This window comes from Clostridium sp. (assembly GCF_017888565.1).
Classification (GTDB): domain Bacteria; phylum Bacillota; class Clostridia; order Clostridiales; family Clostridiaceae; genus Clostridium.
In genome coordinates, this window is the sequence record NZ_JAGHFX010000062.1 from 1 (window position 1) to 25,725 (window position 25,725).

Annotated in this window: 18 protein-coding genes, 1 pseudogene and 1 other annotated feature; of the genes and pseudogenes, 3 read left to right on the forward strand and 16 right to left on the reverse strand. The window is 26.4% G+C overall.

Going from position 1 to position 25,725, the window contains the following annotated elements; all coding sequences use genetic code 11:
* Window positions 1-283: 283 nt before the first annotated feature.
* From J7M87_RS12625 to J7M87_RS12635, 3 genes are all read right to left on the reverse strand, one after another.
* Window positions 284-1,069, reverse strand: a complete 786-nt coding sequence (locus tag J7M87_RS12625) for an HAD family hydrolase (RefSeq protein WP_291651402.1) — start codon at window positions 1,067-1,069, stop codon at window positions 284-286.
* 27 nt (window positions 1,070-1,096) lie between these two features.
* The gene (locus J7M87_RS12630) at window positions 1,097-1,855 is read right to left on the reverse strand and encodes a DeoR/GlpR family DNA-binding transcription regulator (protein ID WP_291651403.1); all 759 of its coding nucleotides are present in this window, start codon (window positions 1,853-1,855) and stop codon (window positions 1,097-1,099) included.
* A 271-nt stretch (window positions 1,856-2,126) separates the two neighbouring features.
* On the reverse strand, window positions 2,127-3,008 hold the full coding sequence (locus J7M87_RS12635; protein WP_291651404.1) for a CPBP family intramembrane glutamic endopeptidase: 882 nt from the start codon (window positions 3,006-3,008) through the stop codon (window positions 2,127-2,129).
* A gap of 609 nt (window positions 3,009-3,617) precedes the next feature.
* On the opposite strand from J7M87_RS12635, the pseudogene J7M87_RS12640 reads away from it, so the two are divergent.
* Window positions 3,618-5,282, forward strand: a pseudogene (locus tag J7M87_RS12640) (glutamine--tRNA ligase/YqeY domain fusion protein).
* Between the two features lie 320 nt (window positions 5,283-5,602).
* Window positions 5,603-6,205 carry a DUF445 family protein gene (locus tag J7M87_RS12645; RefSeq protein WP_291651405.1) on the forward strand — a complete coding sequence of 201 codons (603 nt, stop codon included), beginning with the start codon at window positions 5,603-5,605 and terminating at the stop codon, window positions 6,203-6,205.
* 130 nt (window positions 6,206-6,335) lie between these two features.
* Here J7M87_RS12645 and J7M87_RS12650 read toward each other — a convergent pair whose 3' ends face one another.
* The 8 genes from J7M87_RS12650 to J7M87_RS12685 form a co-directional block, all read right to left on the reverse strand.
* Window positions 6,336-7,760 carry a DUF4179 domain-containing protein gene (locus tag J7M87_RS12650; protein WP_291651406.1) on the reverse strand — a complete coding sequence of 475 codons (1,425 nt, stop codon included), beginning with the start codon at window positions 7,758-7,760 and terminating at the stop codon, window positions 6,336-6,338.
* On the reverse strand, window positions 7,753-8,325 hold the full coding sequence (locus J7M87_RS12655; protein WP_291651407.1) for a sigma-70 family RNA polymerase sigma factor: 573 nt from the start codon (window positions 8,323-8,325) through the stop codon (window positions 7,753-7,755). Before J7M87_RS12655 ends, J7M87_RS12650 begins: the two co-directional genes overlap by 8 nt.
* Before the next feature lie 420 nt (window positions 8,326-8,745).
* Entirely contained in the window at window positions 8,746-9,804 is a 1,059-nt protein-coding gene (gene rsgA / locus J7M87_RS12660) for a ribosome small subunit-dependent GTPase A (RefSeq protein WP_291651408.1), read from the reverse strand.
* 333 nt (window positions 9,805-10,137) lie between these two features.
* The gene (locus tag J7M87_RS12665) at window positions 10,138-14,991 is read right to left on the reverse strand and encodes a discoidin domain-containing protein (RefSeq protein ID WP_291651409.1); all 4,854 of its coding nucleotides are present in this window, start codon (window positions 14,989-14,991) and stop codon (window positions 10,138-10,140) included.
* A 339-nt stretch (window positions 14,992-15,330) separates the two neighbouring features.
* Complete coding sequence (locus J7M87_RS12670; protein WP_291651410.1) at window positions 15,331-15,513, reverse strand: MarR family transcriptional regulator; 183 nt, start codon at window positions 15,511-15,513, stop codon at window positions 15,331-15,333.
* Between the two features lie 440 nt (window positions 15,514-15,953).
* The gene (gene gltX, locus J7M87_RS12675) at window positions 15,954-17,615 is read right to left on the reverse strand and encodes a glutamate--tRNA ligase (RefSeq protein WP_291651411.1); all 1,662 of its coding nucleotides are present in this window, start codon (window positions 17,613-17,615) and stop codon (window positions 15,954-15,956) included.
* A 61-nt stretch (window positions 17,616-17,676) separates the two neighbouring features.
* Window positions 17,677-17,909, reverse strand: a binding site (T-box leader).
* A gap of 82 nt (window positions 17,910-17,991) precedes the next feature.
* Window positions 17,992-18,525, reverse strand: a complete 534-nt coding sequence (locus J7M87_RS12680) for a permease (protein WP_291651412.1) — start codon at window positions 18,523-18,525, stop codon at window positions 17,992-17,994.
* On the reverse strand, window positions 18,519-19,007 hold the full coding sequence (locus J7M87_RS12685) for a permease (RefSeq protein ID WP_291651413.1): 489 nt from the start codon (window positions 19,005-19,007) through the stop codon (window positions 18,519-18,521). Before J7M87_RS12685 ends, J7M87_RS12680 begins: the two co-directional genes overlap by 7 nt.
* Window positions 19,008-19,290: 283 nt before the next feature.
* On the opposite strand from J7M87_RS12685, the gene J7M87_RS12690 reads away from it, so the two are divergent.
* Complete coding sequence (locus J7M87_RS12690; protein WP_291651414.1) at window positions 19,291-20,478, forward strand: glycoside hydrolase family 3 N-terminal domain-containing protein; 1,188 nt, start codon at window positions 19,291-19,293, stop codon at window positions 20,476-20,478.
* A 166-nt stretch (window positions 20,479-20,644) separates the two neighbouring features.
* Here the strand turns inward: J7M87_RS12690 and J7M87_RS12695 are convergent, their stop codons facing one another.
* The 5 genes from J7M87_RS12695 to J7M87_RS12715 form a co-directional block, all read right to left on the reverse strand.
* On the reverse strand, window positions 20,645-21,325 hold the full coding sequence (locus tag J7M87_RS12695) for a hypothetical protein (protein ID WP_291651415.1): 681 nt from the start codon (window positions 21,323-21,325) through the stop codon (window positions 20,645-20,647).
* Between the two features lie 144 nt (window positions 21,326-21,469).
* The gene (locus J7M87_RS12700; RefSeq protein ID WP_291651416.1) at window positions 21,470-23,323 is read right to left on the reverse strand and encodes a DUF4173 domain-containing protein; all 1,854 of its coding nucleotides are present in this window, start codon (window positions 23,321-23,323) and stop codon (window positions 21,470-21,472) included.
* A 16-nt stretch (window positions 23,324-23,339) separates the two neighbouring features.
* On the reverse strand, window positions 23,340-23,546 hold the full coding sequence (locus tag J7M87_RS12705) for a helix-turn-helix transcriptional regulator (RefSeq protein ID WP_291651417.1): 207 nt from the start codon (window positions 23,544-23,546) through the stop codon (window positions 23,340-23,342).
* A 14-nt stretch (window positions 23,547-23,560) separates the two neighbouring features.
* On the reverse strand, window positions 23,561-24,055 hold the full coding sequence (locus J7M87_RS12710; RefSeq protein ID WP_291651418.1) for a DUF2975 domain-containing protein: 495 nt from the start codon (window positions 24,053-24,055) through the stop codon (window positions 23,561-23,563).
* 445 nt (window positions 24,056-24,500) lie between these two features.
* Window positions 24,501-25,688, reverse strand: a complete 1,188-nt coding sequence (locus J7M87_RS12715) for a pentapeptide repeat-containing protein (RefSeq protein ID WP_291651419.1) — start codon at window positions 25,686-25,688, stop codon at window positions 24,501-24,503.
* Window positions 25,689-25,725 lie beyond the last annotated feature (37 nt).

Consider the following 25,725-nt stretch of genomic DNA (forward strand, 5'->3'; position numbering starts at 1 on the left):
AGATTTCAAAAAAGGTTAAAAAATATGGCTCCAATTAAATATCGAAGCCATTTTTGTAATTCACAATGATATATCCCTTTTAACAATGTCTACTTTTTAGGGGTCAGACCAAAACGCGAGCCCCTTTTAAACCATTGATTTTACTTACTTAAAGGCGTTTTCAAACTTAAATATAAGCTTTTGTCTATTATCTATATATGCCTAAAAAGGGAAGCTCGAATTAGAACTTCCCTTTTTATATGCTAATATCAAAATTAATTTTGATAAAGCCCCTGTGTAAATTTTATATACCTACAACTTCTTTTATAGCTTCTACTACGCCATTATCATTATTACTTCTTGCAATAAATCTTGATACTTTCTTTAAATCATCATGTGCATTTTCCATTGCAAAACTATAATAAGCACTACCCATCATTTCTAAATCATTAAGATAATCTCCAAATACCATTGTTTCTTTATAATCTATATCTAGCATATCTTGAATTTTATTTATTGCAACTCCTTTATTAACGCCTTTAGCAGTTATATCAAGCCAAATTTCTCCTGATACTGTGACTTGGAGCTTGTCTTTATATTCATTATAGTAATTATTGCTATTAAATTCAGATCCTGCAAAATCACATATTGTTACCTTTAATATATCATCTTCTACTTTAGTTAAATCATCAATTATTTCGTATCTCTCATAATATTTCTTTGTTTCTTTAACTAATCTCTCTTCGCTACTTTCTATATAAGCTGATTTTTTACCACACACTATCACATGAGCATTTTCAATAGTTCTACCTATTTTAATAAGTTCTATTGCAACATTTTTATCTAAAGCATTAACAAGAATTTCTTCACCTTTATATACTACAAAAGTTCCATTCTCAGCTATAAACATCATATTATCTTTTATTTTTTCAAATCTTTTTAATAAGTTATAATATTGTCTTCCACTTGCCGCTGCAAATATTATATCCTTTTTAACAAGCTTATGAAAAATATCAAAAAACTCCTTATTTATTTCATTATTCTCATTTAGCAATGTTCCATCCATATCTGATGCTATAAATTTTATCATCTGCTTGATCACTCCTAATTATTATATTTAATATATCACTTTTACATTATACTTTGATAAGCCATCGACTATACTTTCTTCTGGTTTCTTATCTGTAATTATATAATTAACATCTCCTAATTCACAGAATTTATATGATCCATCATTATAAAATTTATCATTAATAGTAATTAAATACTTCTTTTTACTCATCTTTATTATTGCTTCTTTTGTACTCACTTCATCCAGATTAAAGTTGCTAACAAAATTGTCTTCTATGTTAATTCCGCCAACTCCAATAAAAGCTTTATCAATTTTAAATTTTTTAATTTCATCAACGGTAAATGCTCCAACAGTTCCACCTGTTTTCTTATTATACATACCACCTAACTGTATTATATCAACATTAGGTATTGAATCAAATGCCATTGCAATTCTATTCATATTTGTTATTAAAGTTATATTCTTTGTAAATCCTGTCATCATTGTTGCAACTGTGTAATTAGTACTTGAAATATCCATAAATATTACATCATTTTCTTCAATTTCATCCATAACTAATCTTGCGATTTTTTCTTTTTCTTCTATATTACTTATTATTCTTGAAGTAGTGTTATCATTATGAATTATTTTTCTTTCTAAAATCGCACCACCATATGTTCTTTTTATATTTCCATATTGTTCAAGCTTACTTAAATCCTTACGAATCATACCTTCAGAAACATTAAATTTTTCACTTAAGTCCTTTACTCTTACTTTCCCATCTCTCTTAAGCATTTCTAATATATCTTCTAGCCTTTCTTCCATAAACAAAGAAATCACCCTCTTTACCCATAAAATTAATCACGCTTATTATTATTATTTATTATTACTTATTATCTTTTAGTATCATTTTATAACATTTATTATTATTATTCAAGGATAATAAATCGAATTTATAGTTTGTAAGAAAAAAAGACATATATAAATTTGTTTACTACGTGATCTCTACTCACAAATTGATCCTCTTACATAGTCATCCCAAAACTAAGACATAAAATTATAAAAGGAGTTATTTAAAAATAACTCCTAATAAACACTAATTTAAATTTCTATAATCATTAAAATTAATTGTATCACTTTCATAGCTAATATTTTTCTTATTAACAAAATAAAGTGATATTATTATCCCTATAGCTCCAACTATTACAAAACCTATAAGAATACTTGTTAATGATGGAACATTTTTCAAAATATATGGTGATAAAGTAGCTATACTATTATTAACCATATGCATTATTATAGCTGGCCATAGTGATTTTGTTTTATATGTTATATATCCAAACACTAAACCTAATAATGTAGCATAAGTACCTTGAATAAAATTACCATGGAAAATCCCAAAGAATAAAGCTTGAATAATTATTGTCCATAAAACCGATATATTTTTATTTAAAGTCTTAAATATAACACCTCTAAACATAAACTCTTCTGTAAATGGTGCTATTATACCTACTGTTAATAAAGCAATAAATATATTACCTTCACTTAATGGTGCTAGAAGATTTTCCATAATAGAAAAATGATCTTTAAATAATCCTGCTTCTTGAACTAGACTTAATGCACCAGCGTTAAATAACCATGCACTTATCCCTAAAGTTACCCCCATTAAAAGATTTATTTTAACAGTTTTAACTATTTGTAACTCTTCCTTAAAACTCTTCTTTCTTATCTTATATATTAATAAAAATACTAATACTGTTATTATTGACGATGCTAATAAAATATAGTTTGTTGCTCCTAGCATTTGATTAGTTATCTCATCAACATTTGGAGCATTTGTAGATATTTCATCTATGTTTTTAATTGCATATATAACTCCAACTAATATTCCTCCAATCATTGATACTATTAATTGAATTCCAAAGGTTACAAATAAATACCCAATTGCTGCAAAAAAACTTTTTAATTTTCCTTTCATTTTCCTACCCTCTTTCTAGTAAATAATATACCATATTTTCCCTAATATAATTATATATTACATTTGCTTATTTAACTATATATTTATAAAAAATAAAGATTTTGCATAAATTAAAAATCTTATTTTTATAATTTTATACTATTTTTAATACAGTTTTATTTATATATCTTATAAATTCTTTAACTTTTTGGTTAAATACTCATAAAAAACTCTTTTTTACCATACTTATATCTTTATTTTTTTTCATCCTTAGTTTAAAATTAGAAGTAAAACTAGCATATTATTATCTAGATATATACATAAATTTATTAAAATCACGAATATATAAGTTATAGTAAAGATTTAACTTTTTAATAAAATATCTGAGTAATTGATAAAATATAAATAAAGTTAATATTTAAGTAACTTATATAAAAATTACATACTATATATAGTTTCAATTTTTATGCCTTAATTAACTAAAAATATAAAATCTTTAATGCACTTATAATTTCAATTATTTTATTATTAATTGAAACATATATATGATAAATTGATTTAAAAGTAAAAAATAGTATATAACTAATATATAAGCAATAAAAAGATAAATTTATATAGGAGAGTATTCGTATGTCAAATGAAATTAATTCATCTAATTTTATAAGAAATATAATAATTGAAGATTTAGAAAACAAAAAACATAATGAGATTATAACTCGTTTTCCACCTGAGCCAAATGGGTATTTACACATAGGTCATGCTAAATCAATAGTTTTAAATTCAGGTCTTGCAAAAGAATTTAACGGAAAGTTCAACTTAAGATTTGATGATACAAATCCAACTAAAGAAGATACTGAATATGTTGAATCTATTAAAGAAGATGTTAAGTGGCTTGGCGGAGATTGGGATAGTATTTACTTTGCATCAAACTACTTTGATATAATGTATGATAAAGCAAAACTTTTAATAAGAAAAGGATTAGCTTATGTATGTGATTTAACAGCTGAAGAAATAAAAGAATATAGAGGAACTTTAACTGAACCTGGAAAAGAAAGTCCTTATAGAAATAGATCAGTTGATGAAAATCTTGATTTATTAGAAAGAATGAAAAAAGGTTAATTTAAAGATGGAGAAAAAGTATTTAGAGCTAAAATCGATATGACTTCTCCTAATATAAATATGAGAGATCCTATTATATATAGAATTGCACATGCTACTCATCATAATACTGGTGACAATTGGTGTATATATCCTATGTATGATTTTGCTCATCCACTTGAAGATGCAATAGAAGGTATAACTCATTCAATTTGTACTTTAGAATTTGAGGATCATAGACCTCTTTATGATTGGTTTGTAAGAGAATGTGAAATGGAAAGCACTCCAAGACAAATAGAATTTGCTAGACTTAACATTACTAACACTGTTATGAGTAAGAGAAAGCTTAAACAACTAGTAGATGAAAATATAGTTGATGGTTGGGATGATCCAAGAATGCCAACAGTATCTGGTTTAAGAAGAAAGGGCTATACTCCTGAAGCTATCAGAAACTTCTGTAGTGCAATTGGTGTTTCTAAAGCTAATTCAGTTGTAGATTCTCAAATGCTTGAGTATTTTATAAGAGAAGATTTACAACTTAAAGCTAATGCTGCTATGGCTGTTATGAAACCATTAAAGGTTGTTATCACTAACTATCCAGAAGGTCAAACAGAAATGCTACCAGTTCCAAACAATGCCAAAAACGAAGCTGCTGGTACAAGAGAAGTTCCATTCTCAAGAGAAATATATATAGAACAAGATGATTTTATGGAAGTACCTGTTAAAAAGTATTTTAGACTATTCCCTGGAAACGAAGTAAGATTAATCGGTGCTTATTTTATAAAATGTAATGATGTTATAAAAGATGAAAATGGTAATGTTGTAGAATTACATTGCACTTATGATCCTGAAACTAAGAGTGGATCTGGCTTCACTGGAAGAAAAGTTAAAGGAACTATTCACTGGGTAGATGCAAAAACTGCTAAGCCTGCTGAATTTAGACTTTATGAACCATTAATATTAGATGATGCTCCTGAAAATGAAGGTAAGCACTTCTTAGAACAAATAAATCCTAATTCATTAGAGGTACTACAAGGATATATTGAAGATACTACTGCTAATATAGCTAAACCACAAGATAAATTCCAATTAGTAAGAAATGGTTTCTTTAATGTAGATCCTAAGTACACTACTGATGATAAATTAGTATTTAATAGGATAGTATCTTTAAAGAGTTCATTTAAGATTAATAATTAAAGAATTAAAAAATTGTGGATATAATTCAGCCTAGATGAATTACTAGATTTTTAAAGAGTTGCATTGCAACTCTTTTTCTATTTTATATAAATTATATTTAAGTAGCTTCAAAATTATTTTTTCTATTTACAATTCTTTATTCTTAATTTTATGATCTCTATTTTCCTCATACAATTTTATACTAATTAGTCAATTTTCTATTGAAATAATTCTATATTCCCTATAAAATTATTTATGGATTTAAATACTCTTTATATTAAATCTAATGATAAATTTTTATAATATTATGCTATTACAGTTTACATAATTAGGAGGCACTTATGAATAATTTTATTACTATTTTAATATTAACAATTGTTGGCGGGCTTATTGGATGGATAACTAATATCTTGGCAATAAAGCTTTTGTTTAGACCAATTAAACCTATTAAGATTCCTATTTTAAATATTGAAATATTAGGATTAATTCCTAAAAGAAAAAACGAAATTGCTGCTAATATTGGTGAAGTAATTTCTAATGAATTACTTTCAATGGATGACATATTAGATCAAGCTTTAAATAATTCAAATGGAGAAAATTTTAATTCTTACATAACAGATAAAATTAAAAACATTATAAATGAAAAGCTTAATATTATTCCTATACCATTTAGAATGATGGCTACTCCCTATATTGATGAAATTTTAAATAAAGAAGTACCTAATGCAGTTGATGAAATTAGCGTTGATCTATTAGATAAGGCTAAAGAAAATGTTAATATTCAAGAAATTGTTGAAGAAAAAATTAATCAATTAGATTTAGAAAAATTAGAAGATATCATAATTAAGGTTGCTAAAAAGGAGCTAAAACATATTGAAATTTTAGGCCTTGTCCTTGGAGCTATTATTGGAGTACTTCAAGGTGTTTTAGTTATTTTCCTTTAATCTCTAAAAACAGCCTTTAAAACCATATAAATTTACGGATTATTACTAAATAATTCAATAAAAAAATACTGTATTACTTAGCGTTGTAATACAGTATTTTTATCTTAATGCTATTTTATATTAGTAGAATTTATTTATCTAAATTAATGGTTATCTTTTCATCTTCTAATATTTTATCTCCACTACTCATCTTAGTTATAAAGTACTCTTTATTTTTATCCAATGCTGGTAATGTTAGTGTAAAGTTATAGCCATCATCAATTCCGTTAAATTTAGTTTCTAGAATCTCTATATCCTTTGTGTCTTTATACCAATCTTCTTCTTGACCATTATTAGAGTTTTTATATTTATTGATTTTATCTTCATCCCAAATTTCAACTTCTAAATTCTCTAATCTATATATATATTTTTTAACTTTTACCTCTATTACAGTTTTATCTTCTTTGAATTCAATGTTTTTTATAATATATTCTTGTTCATCTCCTATTTTTATAGCTGTTTCACCATTTCTATTTATTTTCTCCATCATTAACTCTCTGCTATAATCACTTTTACTTATAACAGGTATAATAGTCATTGATTTTGTTTCTTCAGGAATACCTTCATATCTCCAATAATAATTACCTTTAACTCTTTCATCATTTACATTTTTCCCTCTACCAGATCCACCTATCATACTTAAAGGAAGCCCTTTATCATCCTGTATAAAAAACTTCAATGTATACTTCTCCCAAAAATTTTCTGAATTATTTTCAGTATCCTTTAAAAGTTCTATATCTGTATCTAAATAAATAATAGTGTTTAATTTTGATGTAATTAACTCATTAATCTTAAACATACTATCATCATATTTTATTTCTTTGTTTACTTTATATTCTTCTTTCCCCATATCCTTAGAATCTATAGAAAACTTAAATTTAAGCTTTTTAGGATAACTTCCTACCCAATTTCCATATAAATCATTAACTATAAATTCTATTTTCGCCTTATCTGATAATTCATTTTCTGTAAATGCATAAGATGCTAATCCAACATAAGTATTTTCATCTATGAACTCACCATCATTTTCTTCATTTTTATAATTTATATTTTTAAAACCACTTTTTATAATAGGAAATATTATAGGTTTATCATCAAATCCACTTTCTGACTTCAGCTCATATGCTATAGCAAGTTCAACTCCATCATAGTAAATATTTTTAATTGTCATTGTAATATCTTCATATTTTTTTGTTATATTTATATCCTTGGCTCCTTTTATATATTGATCTCCAACACCTATAGCATCATTTATACTTTTAAAAGTAGCGCCTATAATCGGTAGACTTTCTGCATATGCAGGCATAAATGTATTTAAAGTTAATATACCAACTATAATTATCGCTGCTACTTTGGATATATTTTTCAGCTTGCTTTTTTTCTTTATTTTTCTTTCAGGTAATTCATCTAAAGTTTTTAATATATTATTCTTCAATGTGTCTGGAATATCTATTTTAATATCATTTACTTTATCTTTAATAACTTTATTAAATTTATCATTTTCATAATTATTCATGATTATCACCCTCACTCATAATATTATAAATTTTTTCTCTACCTCTATTAAGCCTAGACTTTATAGTTCCTTTAGGAATTTTTAAGGCATTACTTATTTCTTCTATTGACATATCATCGAAATAAAATAACCACATAGTTATTCTTAAATCAGAACTCAATGAATCAATAGCCCTAATTAAATCTATATTTTTATATTTATCCTCATAAACCTCATTGTTAATTTGTGAATCTTCAATATAAGTAACCTTTTTATTTTTTCTTATTATATTATTACATTCATTTATCAAAATCCTTGTTAACCATGTTTTAAAAAACTCTTCATTTTTTAAACTCGAAATTTTTTCATAAGCTTTAAGTATAGTATTTTGAAAAGCATCCTCAATATCATATTCACTATTTAGCATGCCTCTAGCTACTATATATAAAGACTTTAAGTTCTCTTGAACTAATATATTAAATGCTTCCTTATCTCCCTCTATAGCTAATCTAACATTATTTTTCTTAAGCTTTCCATCTTTATATTTATTGAATACCCCTATAGGAATAATATTAGACATATTCATTATATTTCTCCTTCCCATCTAACATAGCTATGTTAACTTACCTTCACTTAATTAGACGCATATCTTAATTTAAAGGTTCCATTTATATTCTTTTATTTTATTTTATTAATTATTTTTGTTCGTTTACCTTATTTTCATAATTTTCATTAATCTACTTATAATAGAAAACTTATAATATCCTTTTTCAAGTTTAAGATTATAAGATAGTACTTTTCTAGGCATTCTAATTCATTATATCAAAAAAGATAGTACCCACTTTTTGCGTTTACTATCCTTTTACAACTTTATCTTATATCATATTTACTCTCTTTTATAATTAACTTAATCTATAGTTAATTTAAACAATAATTCATCTTCTATAATTTTTCCTGTATCTTTAAAATCAATTCTTTCATAAAGGCTTTGGGCAATATTATTCTTTTAATTATATTTCTTTCTTTTATCTTCAACTTTACTTCCATGCATATTTTTTAGTTTTTGCTTTTCTTGTTGCTTAGATTTTAATAAATTGTATTGCTCTTCTCTTTTTAGTTTTCTATATCTTTCTAGCCTTTCTGGATCTAAATTTCCAGTTTCTATAGCTTCTCTTACTGCACACTTAGGTTCATTTTTATGAGTACAATCTGAAAATTTACATTGCTTTTCTAAATCTTCAATATTACTAAAAGACTTATCTACATCTGAAGATATTAATCCAAGCTCCCTCATTCCAGGTGTATCAATTATTACTCCACCAGACTCTATAACAAATAGTTCTCTATGTGTTGTAGTATGTCGTCCCTTATCATTTTCACTAATTGAATTAGTTTTTAAAACTTCTTTATCCATTATCTTATTAATAAGAGTTGACTTCCCTACTCCTGATGATCCTATAAATGCTATTGTTACTCCAGTTTTTATATATTTTCTTATTTCATCATATCCGTCTTCATTAATGCTTGATGTTACTACTATATTTATTCCTATAGCTACCTCTTCTATTTGGCTTACCTTGTCATTTATGTCTTCATATAAATCTGATTTAGTCAATATTATGACTGGTGTAGCCATGCTATCCCAAGCTACTGCAATATATCTTTCTAACCTATTTATATTAAAATCATTATTTAATGACATACATATAAAAATAAAATCTATATTAGATGCAACTATTTGCTTATCATATCTATTTCCTGCAACTTTTCGTGAAAAATAACTTTTTCTGCTTAATATATTATGAATTATTGCATCTCCATTTCTATTATTTATCCTATCTAATAGTACCCAATCTCCTACAACAGGATAATCCAATATACTATTTGAAGAATATGATAACTTTCCTGATACCCTCGCAAGTATTTCTCCATCTTCTGTTATTACCTTATACATATCTTTGTATTGTACTGCTACTCTAGCAATATATAAATTACTATCATGCATACTTGCTTCGTTAATATATCTTTGATTTAATCCTAAATTTAATAAGTTATTATTATTCATTTTTCCTCCCAAGATCAAATATATTGGGAAGGATATTTAACTTACTATACTGTAGTCACCTTCCCATTAACAACAATATAGTTTTTATTACTTCTTACTAAACTCATCATAAAACATCACATCCTTTCAGATAATTAATGGTTAATTTTGTATATATACTATATTTATAATATACTAATTCTAATCCAATATCTACAATTATTTTACTTATATTTTATATACTAATCCCAAAATATATTTATCTAGTTATTAAATTCTTAGTAAATTTTATAATAAAAAAGACTTTGAAAATTATCTTTTCAAAGTCTTTTTATTAATCCTTAAACCTATTAGCTATCTCTTTCTTCTTAAAACTACACCTGTACCAGTAATTATTAAGGCTATTACTCCAACAGCCATTGATGAAGTTCCTCCTGTACTTGGTAATCTATTAGAATTATTATCATTTCCAGTACTACCACTTTCATCATCTTTATTGTCATCAACTTCTATTAATTCAAGATTATCTAAAGCTAATTCCAATTCTTTTACTGCTTTATCTACGTCATCTTGGTTAGCTTTCTCATTACTTAAAACATCTTTAGCTTCTTTTAGCTTATCATTAAGCACATCAACACTTTTCTTAGTATATTTAGATATGTCTATTGCTTCTGCCTTATTTATTGCTTCCTCAAGCTTAGACTTATCAACTTCAGAAACTTCTGGCCTATTAACTAGCTTTGATATTGCATCATTTAATTTGCTAATAGCTTCATTTACTTCTTCTTGGTTAGCTTTCTCATTATTTAAAATATCCTTAGCTTCTTTTAGCTTATCATTAAGCACATCAACACTTTCCTTAGTATATTTAGATATGTCTATTGCTTCTGCCTTATTTATTATTTCTTCAAGCTTAGACTTATCAACTTCAGAAACTTCCGGCTTATTAACTAGCTTTGATATTGCATCATTTAATTTGCTAATAGCTTCATTTACTTCTTCTTGTATAGCATCTTCATTTTCTAATACTACTTTTGCATTATCTAATGCAGTCTTAAAGATTTCCCATGATTCAGGTGTATATTCCTCTTCTAATCTATCTTTGTTTGCATTGTAAAGATTTTTAAGTTCTTCCTTATTAACTTCAACTTCTCCGTCTTTAGTAAAGTTAGCCGTTAATGATATATTTCCATCTACATTAAATGTGTATTCATTATTTTCAGAAACCTTATCTCCTGTAGAGCGATACCATCCATCAAATATATATCCTTTATTTGGAGTTGCAGTAACAGTAACTTCTTCCCCTTGCTTTGCTTCTTTTCCACCACTTACTGTTCCACCTTTAGTTGCATCAACATGTACAGTAAATGTTTGTTCTGGTCTATTTGCAATATCAAACTCTGATACTGCTACCCAACCATCATTTGATTCTTTAGCTACAAATTTAATATATTGTACTTCTTGCTCATCAAATGTAAATGTCTTTTTATTTGAATTTGCTTCAAAAGTTTTATTTTCAGCTACCATCTTCCATTCATCAGATTCTTTATTCTTAACATATAAATCTGCTTTAGTAACGTAACCACTAGCATTACCTAATCTAGGTGTAAATGAGAATTGATTAATTTTATATGGCTTACCTAAATTTAATTCTGCATAGAATGAATTTGTTCCATTTAATTTATCAGTTGCACCTTGCCAATTAGAATGCCAAATTGTATTTTGATTATTATCAAATGCATATTCTAATTTACCTTCTGTATCATTATAAATAGTTTCAGTATTAGTTTCACCACTCCAATTTTCCTTATGGTAAACATCTTCTACTTCTTTAGATTCTGAAACTTCTACATTATCAATAATCGCTTCAATAGCATTTGTTTTAGAACCTATTCTTTCTAAAGGCAATGCGAATGTAGCATTTGTAATATTTTCTTTTTTTACTATATCATTATGAATGTATTTCCCATTAGCATCACAAACAAATTCATCATTTACATATAATTTAGTTTTTTGTTGTTCTGTAACAATCTTAATATTTACAGTTTTACCAACTGGTAACTCATAATCAAAGTAGTAATTATATAATTCTCTTGTAAATCCTAACTTTCCATTTTCCATAACCCTTATGTCATGTGTTCCATATGGTGCATCTGCTTCGAATAATATATCTCCTGGCCTTGATGCTTTTTCTAATTTAATATCAAAAGATAATTCATTACCATTACCAAGCTTGTCAATAGGTGAGGTTACATAACTCTCTTTTGACTCTAAATTTAAAACCCCATTTTCTACTTTAGCAGTTCCTTCAATTAAATCCCTATCATTAGTTGAAGTATCTTCTAATCCCTCTTCAAAGTCATAGCTTTCATATACTTCTCCTTCTTTTTCTTCTTGATAGTATGGATTTACATTTGGGCCAATCCCCTTTTCTTTTGCTAGTGTGCTTAATTTCTCTGAACTTCCTTTTTCTTTCCCTGTTGCCGCCCACGTTTTTTCAGCATAGAATGGCATAGCATCAAAGAAACGCCAATACAAATCCGACTCACTTAATCCAGAAGCAGCTTTATCAATATTATCACTCCAAATTGCAAAAGCTGCACCAAGCATTTGCTCATCTCCGGAAGGAATGTATTTATATCCTGATCTTGTTTTTAAACGATTAACTTCAAATTCATTAAAGATACGATTAATATTTAATAAATCGCCATATGCATTTGCACGTCCCATACTTCCATTAGGCACCATATATCCAAAGTCATCAATAGTGTTAATCAATTTGTATCCCATATCATACATTTGTAATCCATCTGCCCAATCACTAGACCATAAATTCATCTCTACGTTTTCTATAGCTTCTTTATTAATTTCAGTTTTATTATCATCAATCCAAGTTAATCCACCCCACATACGTACAGTATTAGTTTCCTTAACATGAGGTACTAACTCATTTAAAAAGTTACGGTATGCTGTATAATCTGATAAGAATTCGTCTGCTCCAATATGCACTATAGTCTGTGAATCAAATGTTGGATTGCTTCCCTTTGTATAATCATCAAATATTTCCTTTATTTTATCCATAGTTTCTTTTTTAGATACATCCAAATGATCTATTAGCGGTCTATTAGCATTTAACGTAGAAACCTTATTTGTAACCATTAACTCTGGCCAAATCTTAGTAAAAGATGTAGCATGAGCTGGCACATCTATTTCTGGAACTATTTTCACTCCAAGCTCTCTTTCACTAGTAATAAAATTATTAAATTCCTCTTTAGAAATCCAGTAGTCTTTTGCTGTAGGCGATTCGCCCTTATCATTTGTCAATCCTGATTCTAAACGGAAAGCTTCATATGCCTTAAATGCTTCATTTTCATTTTCTAATTTTCCATACTGCTCTAAGAAAATATAATTATCAGATAAATGTACTTGTAAATCATTCATTTTGTAATATCTCATAGTTCTTGAAACATCTCTAATCATTTCCATTGAAACAGGTTTACGAGCTACATCAAATAAAAATCCACGAGTTTCAAATCTAGGATAATCTCTCATTATTCCTATATTAAATGAACTTTGATTTTGCTTATACATTTGTAATATAGTTTGCATTCCATACATATTACCTATACTACTTTGTGATTTTACAATAACTTTATCTGATTGGATGTCCATTGTATAGCCTTCATCACCTAATAAATGATCTGGAACTTCCTTTATAAAATTATATGCATTTGCTCTAGTATTACCCTTTTCTTTACTTAATTTTATTCCCGTAAAATCTTCGTAATCATTAATGAATTCGTCTACAACCACCTCTAAAGAATCATCATTGTAAACTACTGTATTTATCGTATTAATATCCAAAGTATTAGTACTATCTGAATACCACTCTGCAATTTCTGGAATAACAACAGGTTTTGAATTCATACCTTCTATTTGAGTATTCTCACCTTTTACAATAAACTCTAAATCACTAGTCTTTTTTGTTTTCTCTGTTGCCTCTTCAGTTACCTCAAAAGAAACTTTTACAACCTTATCTGTTAATGGTCTTACAATAGTTCCATCATCAGCAATAATTTGTTCAAAATCAGCACCATTTAATTTAACTGTATATCCTTCTGGCATTGAAGGCATTGGTAGCTTTTCAACATCATTTTCGATAGTTTGTCCAACTATTCCAGCAACTACACTATCTAATGATACTTCTTGTTTTTGCTCATTTGAGTAAGCCTCTAACTCTGTAATACTTATATTATTATATGAAGTACTATTTGCAACAAACTCACAAACTGTAATATCTTTAGCTATAATAGGATCATCTAGTAAAATAGATATATTGGTACTCCATCCCTTACCAGAACCTAATGAAGTATTTGCAAAATCCTTTTTGATATATTTTTCTTCTCCATTTTCATCTGTATACTTAATACTTAATTTTTCTACATTGGAATCATTAGGAGCTATATCACGATTTAATAAATTAATATTAATTTGTTTTACTTTTGTTAATTTAGGAAACTCTGCCTTTAACCATTGTGTAGAAGGGCTATCATAATTACTTGCCCAACGAGTATCCTTAGAACCATCATTAGCTTTTCCTGCATTTAATCTATCTAGGTTTTCTTCTACACTAGAAGCTGTCATAGTTGAACTACGTACATGATTGATATTTTCTCTTGATTCAACCTCTTTAACAATATCACTATATATTTCAACTTCATTTATTCCAATGTTTTTCCAGTCTATAGTTCCACCATTTGCATCTAAAATAGTTATCTTTACCTTTGAAGCCGTTTTCACCTCATCCAATATTATTTTTTCATTTTGTTTTGCTTTTTCTGTTTTTCTATAGACTTCTGTATATGTTTCGTCATTTTCCAATTCTATCTTATATCCTAAAATATTTTGATTTTCATCAGTTCGTTCAAAATGAATATTAATTTGTCTTATTTGTTCAGGTTTTTCTAAATCTATTTCTATCCATTCATTAGCAGCTTTATTTTGAGCTGTTCCCCAACGTGTTGTGATATCTCCATCTATAGCTTTTTGAGGCGATGTACTATCCACTTCAAAATTACTAGCTGTTACTTTTTTGTTAAGTGCTAAATTTTGATTTTCTATTGCTTGTACAGTTTTTGAGTTAACAGTAATAAAGTTTGCAACCATAGCAGTTGCTAATAAAATACTAATCAATTTTTTTCTTCTCATAATTTTTCCCCCTTTAATACTTTAAAATATACTCCTACCTCTATCCTCCTTTGTTACTTTAAATTTCTCTATATTAAGTATTAACCAGGATGTCATACAGAAATATAAATAAAAAAAGCTCACTTACAAAACTTGTAAGAAAGCTAATGCCCTATTGGTAACACGCAATACAAATTAGTTTATTTATATTCCTAATTTTATACCTACATTATACATTTTTAACTAATAATTGTAAACTTTTTTCAAAAAATTTTTTACTTTTATATCTTAACCCATTATATAATCAACTTTTCTATAAATAAAAAGGACTATTTAATTAAATAGTCCTTTTTAAATCTCTTAGTCATTCTTTATTTGCCAATAGCATCTTTTTGGAGAGTAAATCTTTTCTTCCTTTTTAAGTTTATCCATAACTTTTGAAACTTCTTTTTTGTCTATACCTGTTCCTTCTGAAACTGCAGTAGCATTTAATGGTTTATCATTTTTAGTGAAGAAATCTAAAACTACATCATAATTTTCCATATTTTCATCTCCTTTTATATTTATTAATATAATCTTACATAATAATGTATATTAATTTCAATAATTATTTTTACTTTATTAATTAATATTTAGTATCCATAATTGTGTAATATTATAAAACTAACTATCTATACTTCATTTCGGTTTTTCTAATAACAATTTATATGTTTTATAATAATATTTAAATTATATACGAATTAAAATACTTTTAATCTTCATTATTAAATTATTTTTATTTTTTTATATAATTAATTTTTATTTGATATACTAATTTAAATGTTATGAAAATAATTATGTAATCTTATAATTTCAAGAGTTCTAATAATATTTTCATATCAAATTTAGTCTATACAAAATATTCAAAAGGGGGTCGCGCTACGCGACTCCCTTTTATTATAATAAGGAATCAAAAATATCTTTATTCCTTTTCAAATATTCTACTATATATTTAAAAATGCTTCAAATCTATCTCTTACTTTCTCTTCACCTAATATCTGCATAATAGTATAAAGATCTGGAGTATTGCTTCTATGAGATAAAGCTGCTCTTACAGCTCCAGCTACATCAGATATCATTCCCTTAAAAGCATCTGGATTAGCTTTATATTCTTTTCTGTTTGCACAGTATCCAAGCTCTGCTCCAATAACCTTTAAGTCTTCAAACCAATTTTCTTGACTTCCTGCATTAAAGTTAAATTTATCTTTATATACTTTAATTATTTCTTTTGCATTTTCTAAGCTTAAAGTCTTTGGAAGTTCAACATTTTCTGCTGTTTCCTTATTGAATAATTCATCAAAGAAGTAATCTACTTTTCCTCTTACTTCATCCCATTTAGCAAAGTCTTTTCTTGGCTTTGGACCTTCTTTATCTATATTGAAGATCTCTTTTGACATATTTTCATTAGCTGTTACTAAATCATACATTTCTTTGTCAAATTCCTTAGCCCAAGTTGTATAGTAATCATACACTACATCTGCTTTCATTTTGCAAATAACTTCTTTACTTACATCATTTAGCTTAACTATATCAAATAATGCCCCTGATTTACTCATCTTATCTAAAGCAACTTTAAATTCATGATAATCTACAGTAGGATTCTCAGCTCTCCAATCTTCAAATGTAGAATTTATTATATTTAATAAATATTCTATTACTGATACCATTGGATATCCAACTTCTTTATAATATGAAACTGCTGCTTCAGCATCTTTTCTCTTTGATAATTTTCTCTTAGAACCATTATCATTTTTCATTATTGTTGGAATGTGAGCATAATTTGGTCTATCTAATCCTAATACGTCAAATAATTGAACATGTATTGGAAGTGATGATAACCATTCTTCTCCTCTAATAACATGAGTAGTTCTCATTAAAGCATCATCTACAACGTGTGCAAAATGATATGTTGGAAGTCCATCACCTTTGATAATAACTATATCTTGATTATTTTCTGGGAAACTTATGTCTCCTTTTATTAAATCATGGAACTCTACTCTATTTTCTATATTTCCTGGTGACTTGAATCTAATTATGAAGCTTTCACCATTATTTATTTTTTTCATAGCTTCTTCAGGATTTAAATTTCTATCCTTAGCAAATTCTCCATAATATCCTGGTGTTATTTTAGCTGCTGTTTGCTTTTCTCTAAGTTCTGCTAATTCTTCTGGTGTATCAAATGCTGGATATGCTAATCCTTTTTTAATTAAATCTTTAGCAAAAGCTCTATAAATATCAGCTCTTTCACTTTGTCTATATGGACCATATTCGCCTTTAAATGTTTTATCTCCAGTCATTCCTTCATTGAAGTCCATTCCAAAGTTATGCATTGTTTGAATTGTATCTGCTATAGCACCTTCAACTTCTCTTTTTTGATCAGTATCTTCTATTCTTAAAAAGAAAACTCCTTCAGTTTGACTTGCTAATCTTTCATTTATTAAAGCTGCAAAAACACCTCCAATATGTTGGAAACCGGTTGGTGATGGTGCATATCTAGAAACAACCGCACCTTCTTTTAAATTTCTTTTTGGATACTTTGCAATATAATCCTCTGGTGTCAAATCAACATTTGGAAATATTAATTCTGCTAATTTTTCAAAACTCATATTCATCTTCCTTCCGTAGTATAAAATATTATATAAATAAAAAAGCCCTTCATCCTATAAATATTAGGACGAAAGACAAAATTCCGCGTTACCACCTAAATTGATTAATTAAAAATTAATCCACTCATTCTCTTTAAGGGGAGAATCCCATAAACCTACTTGCAAATTTAAAACTTACTGTTTCAGTTTATAGCTCCAGAGCTTCCTTCAATAGAATCAAATTTTAAGCTTCCACCCACGCTTAAATCTCTGTAAGATGACTATCTATCTACTTTTCTCTTTCATAGCTTATTATGTATAGTTTATCATAAACATTATAACTATACATTTAGCATTTGTAAATAATTTTATACTATTCATTTTTTCACATTAATATTTAATCAATACTTTCACTATAAAGTCTATCTATCTCATCCTTCGGCATCAAAACTTGAACTAAATATCCCATTATTATTACTCCTGGTATATCAATTAAAAGCCTTGCTAAAGTGAATTTATATCCTAATGAGGAAAATTCAAACATTAATGTAGATATTTTAGTAACACACCAAGCATTCATGAATATTATTATATTGCTAAATTTAACACCTTTTTTAAGAAGAACTTTTGTAAATGGAAAAGCGGCATACATAGGTCCTGCTGCTATTGATCCTATTAATATTGCTAGAGAAACACCCTTTACTCCTGAATTGTCTCCCATGTATTTCATCATAGTTTCTCTTGGAATCCAGACATCCATAAGCCCAAGCATTATCATTATTGGAGGTACCACTTCAATCATTTGTCTAAAGCTTGAAAAAGCTATATTAAATGATCTTAGACCTAATTCTTTATTAAAAATTGTTACTATTACTGTTACTATAAGTAATATAATAAAAAAGGAATATCTTTTAACTAAAGCTTTTACCATATCATTGTCACCACCATTTCAACAAAATATGCTACTATGATTGAAAAAACAAAAGCTACTATGTTTCTATAAATAGCTGCTTTTTTACCTATATGCTTAGCTTCTAAAGGAATAGTAATTATACCTATTAAAGTAAGAGTTGATATAAGAGCTGCAACTTGAGCTATACCTGCACCACTTTTTAAAAGCATATCTCCAGTAGAAAATGCGACAAAAGTAGGCATCATTGCAATACTTCCTAAAACTGCAGACAAAAACACTCCAGTTATACCACTATTACCTCCAATTATATTAGATATAGTCTCTGGCTTTAATATTGCAAGGGTCAAACCAACAACTAAGATTATTCCTAAGAATTGAGGAAGTATATTCTCTATTGACTTACAGCCTTTTAACAATGCCATTTTAGTCTTTTTCTTATCCTTTTTATAAGATATTAAAAACAATATAACTACTGCTAAATAAAGTATTAAACTACTCATACTATTTCACTTCTAAAAATTTATTATCAATATTATTATATAAGCTAAAATTAATTAGGTGAGAATTTGATTTTTAATTAAATTTAAAATATAAATTCTATAAAGAGTTTTTTAAATTTATCAAATTATGTATAGATACATATAATATAGTTATAATTAATAATATATAAATTGCTAGAAAAGTAGCTTTAATTAAAAAATTATTGATTTGATATAGTTAAAATAAAGTTAAAATCATTACTACAATTTTATATAAAAACTTTAAAAGCATTGGAGACATACTATGAAAAAATTAATTTCAGTTATTTCTATCATTTTGTTATTTATAGCTTCTTTTATTGTAAGTTATAAATATTTTAATTCTAAAAAAACAAACGAAAGCACAAACGGAGAAGAAGTCTCTAATTCAATTATAGATAATAGTAATTCCAATAATAATTCAAAGGAAGTCCCTACTGAAAACATCAATTTAAAAAAGGCAACAGAATTATTGTCTACTATGACATTAGAAGAAAAAGTTGGACAAATGTTTTTTATTAGATGTAGAAAAGATAATGCACTCGAAGATTTACAAAATTATAAGGTTGGTGGATTTATTCTATTTGATAATAATATAAAGGACGAAACTAAGGAATCCTTAACTAAAACATTATCAAATTATCAAAGCAACTCAAAAATAAAACTTCTAATTGGAATAGATGAAGAAGGTGGTATTGTTAATAGATTAAGTTGGTATCCTGAATTTAGGGCTGTTCCTTTTTATTCTCCTCAAGAATTATATAATGAAGGTGGATATACATTAATAGCTAGCGATACTAAGGAAAAAGCAGAACTATTAAAAAGCATAGGAATTAATATGAATTTAGCACCAGTATGCGATGTATCAGTTGACCCAAATGATTTTATTTATCCTAGAACCTTCGGCATGGATGCTTCAAAAACATCTAAGTATATTGAAACAGTAGTTAACATTATGAATGAAAATAAAATAGGTTCTGCATTAAAACACTTCCCTGGCTATGGAAACAATGTAGATACTCATACCGGGATATCTATTGATGAAAGAAGCTATGAAAGCTTTCAAAATTCCGATTTTCTACCCTTTAAAGCTGGAATAGATGCTGGGGCTAGTAGTATATTAGTATCTCATAATATCGTAAAGTCTATGGATGCAAATCTTCCTGCATCACTTTCTCCGAATGTTAATAAAATCATTAGAGATGAATTAAATTTTGATGGAGTAATTATGACTGATGATTTACAAATGAGTGCTATAAAAGAATATATTGGTGATTCTACCTCCGCAGTATTAGCTATAATTGCTGGTAATGATTTAATAATAGCCTCTGATTTTGATCTACAAATACCATCAGTATTAGAAGCTATAAAAAATGGAGAAATTAAAGAAGAGCGTATAAATAAATCTGTATTAAGAATTCTTAAATTAAAATTTGATTTAGGAATAATATAAGATTATAAATCCATAATTTTAAAACTAATATTTCTGACCACATCACTAAAAGTCATAAATAAAAAATTGGCCATATGTAAGTTTGATTTTATCTCTCTTCTGAGTATAACACAAACTTATATATAGCCACTTAAAACTTAAGAAAAGAAAAATACTTTGTAAATATTTATTCTTCTTTACTATCATCTTTTAAAATTTCTTTATCTTTATAATTATCACTAACTTCTTTGTTAACTTTTCCTACTTCATATAAGATTCTATTTTCTATTCCGCTTATTCCTTTAGTCAATTTAGTGTATTGCTTATCAACAAAAGAGTTTTCTTTTCCAGTAGGTTTTAAGTATCCTCTTTCTACTTCCATTGCTGCTTTAGTTTTACCAAAATCATCTGCATTTCTCAATTTCTGCTTAGCTGAAATTAACCTCTTTAGACTATCTTCAACTATTATTCCATCAATATTATCATTAGAGTTTATTTTATTTTTTGAGTTAATACTTTCATCTTTTTTATTCTTTTCTTCTAACTTACGTTGTTTCTCCAAGGCTTCTTTTTCTTTCTCTATCAATTTCAGTTGTTGTATTTCGGCTTCTACTTCAGCAATTTTTTTATTTAACTCTTCAAGTTTCATTCTCTTTTCTTTAGGATCCATTTCAGTTTCTTGAAGTTCTATTTTTTGTTCTTTAAAATCCTCTTTTAATCGTTGCAAGTTTTTTATTATTTGATTTGAACCTTTTTCTATAGTTATACTTTTTTCCTCTTCAACTTTTTCTTTCTTTTGTCTTTCAGAAGCTTCTTTAAGCTTATTATATATTGGATTATCCCAATTATTTATTTTTTGAATCTGCATAAAGTCTCCCCCCTTAACTTTACTTAGATTATCGTTTCAGTTGGGAAATTCTTTATCATTTGTTCCTAATTTATACACTTCAAATAAACTTTTAATTCATTATATTTAAATAAAACTTATTACATTGAATTTAAAAATTACTTTTTATCTAAATATTCTACTATTAAAGTAGTTATATTCATACCAGTGTTTTGTAATAACCCTTTTATTATACCAATCATAATAATATTTGCTTTCTATTAAGCCTTTATCATAGCCTTCCTTTACTGCATCTTGAGCATCTAATGATAATCTAGTCAAATATCTATCATCCATTTCATGCTTAGTATTAATTATATTTATATTTTGTTTTGCTATATAGTTATCTATATTAATATAATTTAAACATAAATATATAGTTAATCCTACAATTGCTGTTGGCTTAAACAAATACTTTCCTCTCCATATGAACATAAGTAATATAATTAAAGAAATACATAAGAAAACTGTAAATGCTTGAACTAAAATTCTTAATCTAGTATATCCAAATTCATTTATATATAAGCTCATCTTATATATAGCAGAAGCTCCCATGTTCATAGTTAATACCGTTATTATGCTATATAAAGTATTTAAAGTATTTTTAATCCTTATACTATTGGCAGACGTTTTAAAATTCATTATTGTTATCATTGACAAATTTACTATTACTAATGCAACTAGTTGGAAGAACCCCGTTCTAGCATAATCAGCAAAATTAAATCCAGCTGGTAAAGACTTATTTAAATATAGATATGAAATTTGTATTTTAGTAAATACCAAATAAAGTATAGTTATTGAAATTAATATAGTAGTTATTGTTGTTGAATTAAAGTCCTTTTTTACTTTACTATTTTCTATATCTCTTACCTCTGTACAATTTAAACTATAGTATAAACCAAATACTAAAAACATTATTATTATTGCTATAAAGGCTTTTAATATAAAGTCATAAATGTTCTCTATATTAAGGTATCTCCATATATTTGCTAAGTAATAACTAAATATCTCATCTGCACCTGAAAGTAAGATAGCAAGTATTATAATCAGAGGTATTGATATAACTAATCCAATTAATACGGATTTAATATGCTCATTTTCTTTTTTAATGTTCCCTTTTTTTAATGTTTCTCTTAATACTGAAGGCATTTTAGTTGAATTTCCAAGGGAATGCCCTATAATTATTTCTAAAAATGATGTTCCAAAGCCTATTAACTTAAATTCAATATTTTTAAATGTTAATAATAGAAATCCTGAAAACAATGAAATTGGTATAACAAATAAATTTAATACTCTAAAGAATTCATTTGTAAAAATCCCATAGGTAAGCGATAAAAGTATACTAGCTACTACAAAGAAATATCCAAGAAAACTTTTATTTTTTATTCCTACAATTAACCTAAAAATTATTGTCATTAAAATTGTTAAAATAGCAACTGAAATACCTAAATATCCAAAAATAAACTTTGAAAATAATATCCCTACGCCTAAAGAGAAAGCTATAAGAATTAATGATTTATTAGTATCCATGTTTTGTTTTTCAATATCTATCTTAGAATTTCTTATTTTATATTTACTATCCATATTTATAAATTCTTTCAATGCTTCAACTGCAAATGATTCATACTTATTTGCACTACATTGAGTTACAACATTAGTAAGTAATTCAGTTTCTACTTTATTAATATTATTTGCCCATCTACATTCTTCTAAAACTAAATTTTCATCTATCAATTTAACTTCAGAATTTGTTGCATCAATAAACATTAAACTAACATCATAGTCTTCTATATGGATCTTCTTGTTATAATTAATTACTGGAGAATTTTCAAATTCTACTACTCCTTCTTTCCATCTCTCAATACATTCTTCTGGAGTTTCTTCATTTTTCATAACTATTATAGGTAATCGGTTTTTTGATCGTTTTAATAAAAGGATTTTTTCTCCTTTCATTAAAACTAAAGCTACAGTATTGACCATATTTACTCCACCTCCATTATTCATTTACATATTCTAATATATCCCCTGGTTGACAATTAAGTTCTCTACAAATAGCTTCTAAAGTAGAAAATCTAATTGCTTTTGCTTTATTATTTTTTAATATAGAAAGGTTAGCATTAGTAATACCCACTCTTTCTGCTAACTCATTTAATGAAATCTTTCTTTTTGCCATCATAACATCTAAATTTACGATTATTCCCATATTATTCTCCTTCATCATATAGTTAAATCATTTTCTTCTTTGAATGTAACTGCCTTATCAAAAACCCTTGCTAATATAAATATAAAGGCTGATGCAAATAAAAATATAAATACTTCCATATCCGTATGAATACCCATATTATCAACATATATAAATTTAAACTCTTTAAAATTTGAATTTATAAATAAATTAATAAAATAACATAAAGCTATTACTAATGATGCTAATGATATTCTCTTGAAGGCAATTGCATTTGATCTGACAAATGGATCCCCAATTATTAATGTCTTTATTATTCCTTTAAGCTGAAATACTATATAAAATAAACTGCTAATACCAATAATTAACAATACTATAACTAACCCCTTATTTATGACAATATCTTGTATTCCTCTTTTATATAACGTTGTATAGAATACTCCAGCAGTAAGAGCTACTCCAAACAATATAGTAATATTAAGAATAATTGATAATACCTTAGATAAATTCTTTTCGTCTTTTAAATTCATAATAATCTCTCCTTTTCTAATAAATATAGTATCATTCTCCAAATCGTTTTTCAAGCTTTTTTTATCGAAAAACAATATATTGCATCTTATATTATTATTTAGTTGTGAATATCTTTAAATTTAATAGACATACTATTTTATAAAAATGATCTTTAATTTGTGCGTATAAACTGTATTTAAATATATAGATAAAACTATATTAAATAAAAAATATTTATCAACTTTATAAGTTATGTAACTGAAAATGTTAGAAGGTTAATATTAGAAAAATTAGATAATAATTTAGTTTGTTAATTTAAAACTAAAAGAGGTGTATAAAACACCTCTTCTTATTTATATATTTTACTTATTCCAAGTTAAGTAGTTACTTTAAATTTATTTCTAGTACCTACCTAGCTTTTATGTTTTATAATATCCATTACAATAACTTTATCAATATTTATATTTATCTTACTATCTTTTTAACTAATGCTCCAGTTCCTATTCCCATCATTAATACTCCTAATAACATCTCTATATTACTTAACATATATGAAATTGGAGCTGGTTGAGCTTCATTAAGTCCTACTGCTGCAAACATACCTACACTTAAATTCAAACTTTCGTTATAATCCCTTAAAAATTCTCTAAATGTATGACCCTTTTCTAAAAATGAATATCTAACAATTTGTTCATCTACCTTTATTCCAAAAATCAAATACAAAATTGAAAATACGAATATTACAAAAAGTGAAAAATATGCTGCATATAATGGTCTTTCTCCATATCCACAAGTTACAAACCCTAAAAAAGACATTATTCTTGGGATAGGTTTTAAAACCTTTCTTTGTGTTTTTCTACATAAAAAATAATACTCTCCAAAATTATTAACTAAATTATTTTCCTTAAACTTATCTGCTATATTTTCATATACTGTGTATATTCCTTCATATTCATCTCTATTTTTCTTTCTTAATTTTATTTTATCTATAAATGTTTTTTCATCTAACTTACTTTTATATTTATCCCTAAATTCCAAGTCTTCTATATATGAATTTACTATTTTAGCACCAGATAAATCAGTATCTGTTATTATTATTTTCTTTAAATCACAGTTAAATATCATTCCACTTGTCATATCATTTAATTCAAAATTAGTATTTTTTAAATTGCACTTATTAAAAATTATATGTCCTATATCACAGTTTAAGAATTTTGCATATACATTACATTCATTAAATTCACATGATAAATTATCTTCCTTATTTAGATTAGGTGTTGTATCACTTTCTTGCTTAATAAAAATACATTCATCAAAAATTGCACCGCCACCTATGAAATCACAATTTATAAAATAACATCCTATAAACTTACATCCTTTAAATTTTATATTGGAAAATTTACAATTTATAAATTTAGCACAAATTATATCTATATAACTTATCTCTTGAAACTCATCTTCACTTTTAGGATGCCCCCCACCTAAGACACTATCCTTAAACTCTTTAAAACTATATTTTTCATTTGGAGTATACTTACTAGATGAATTTTTATCTTGCTTAATTTGATTAAATAATCTTTCATTATTTTCAGTTCTATTTTCGAATTGTATTTTAGCTTTATATACTTCTTCTTTAAAATTAATATAAGACATAATACATGCTCCTTACAAATGAGTATTTTATTTATAT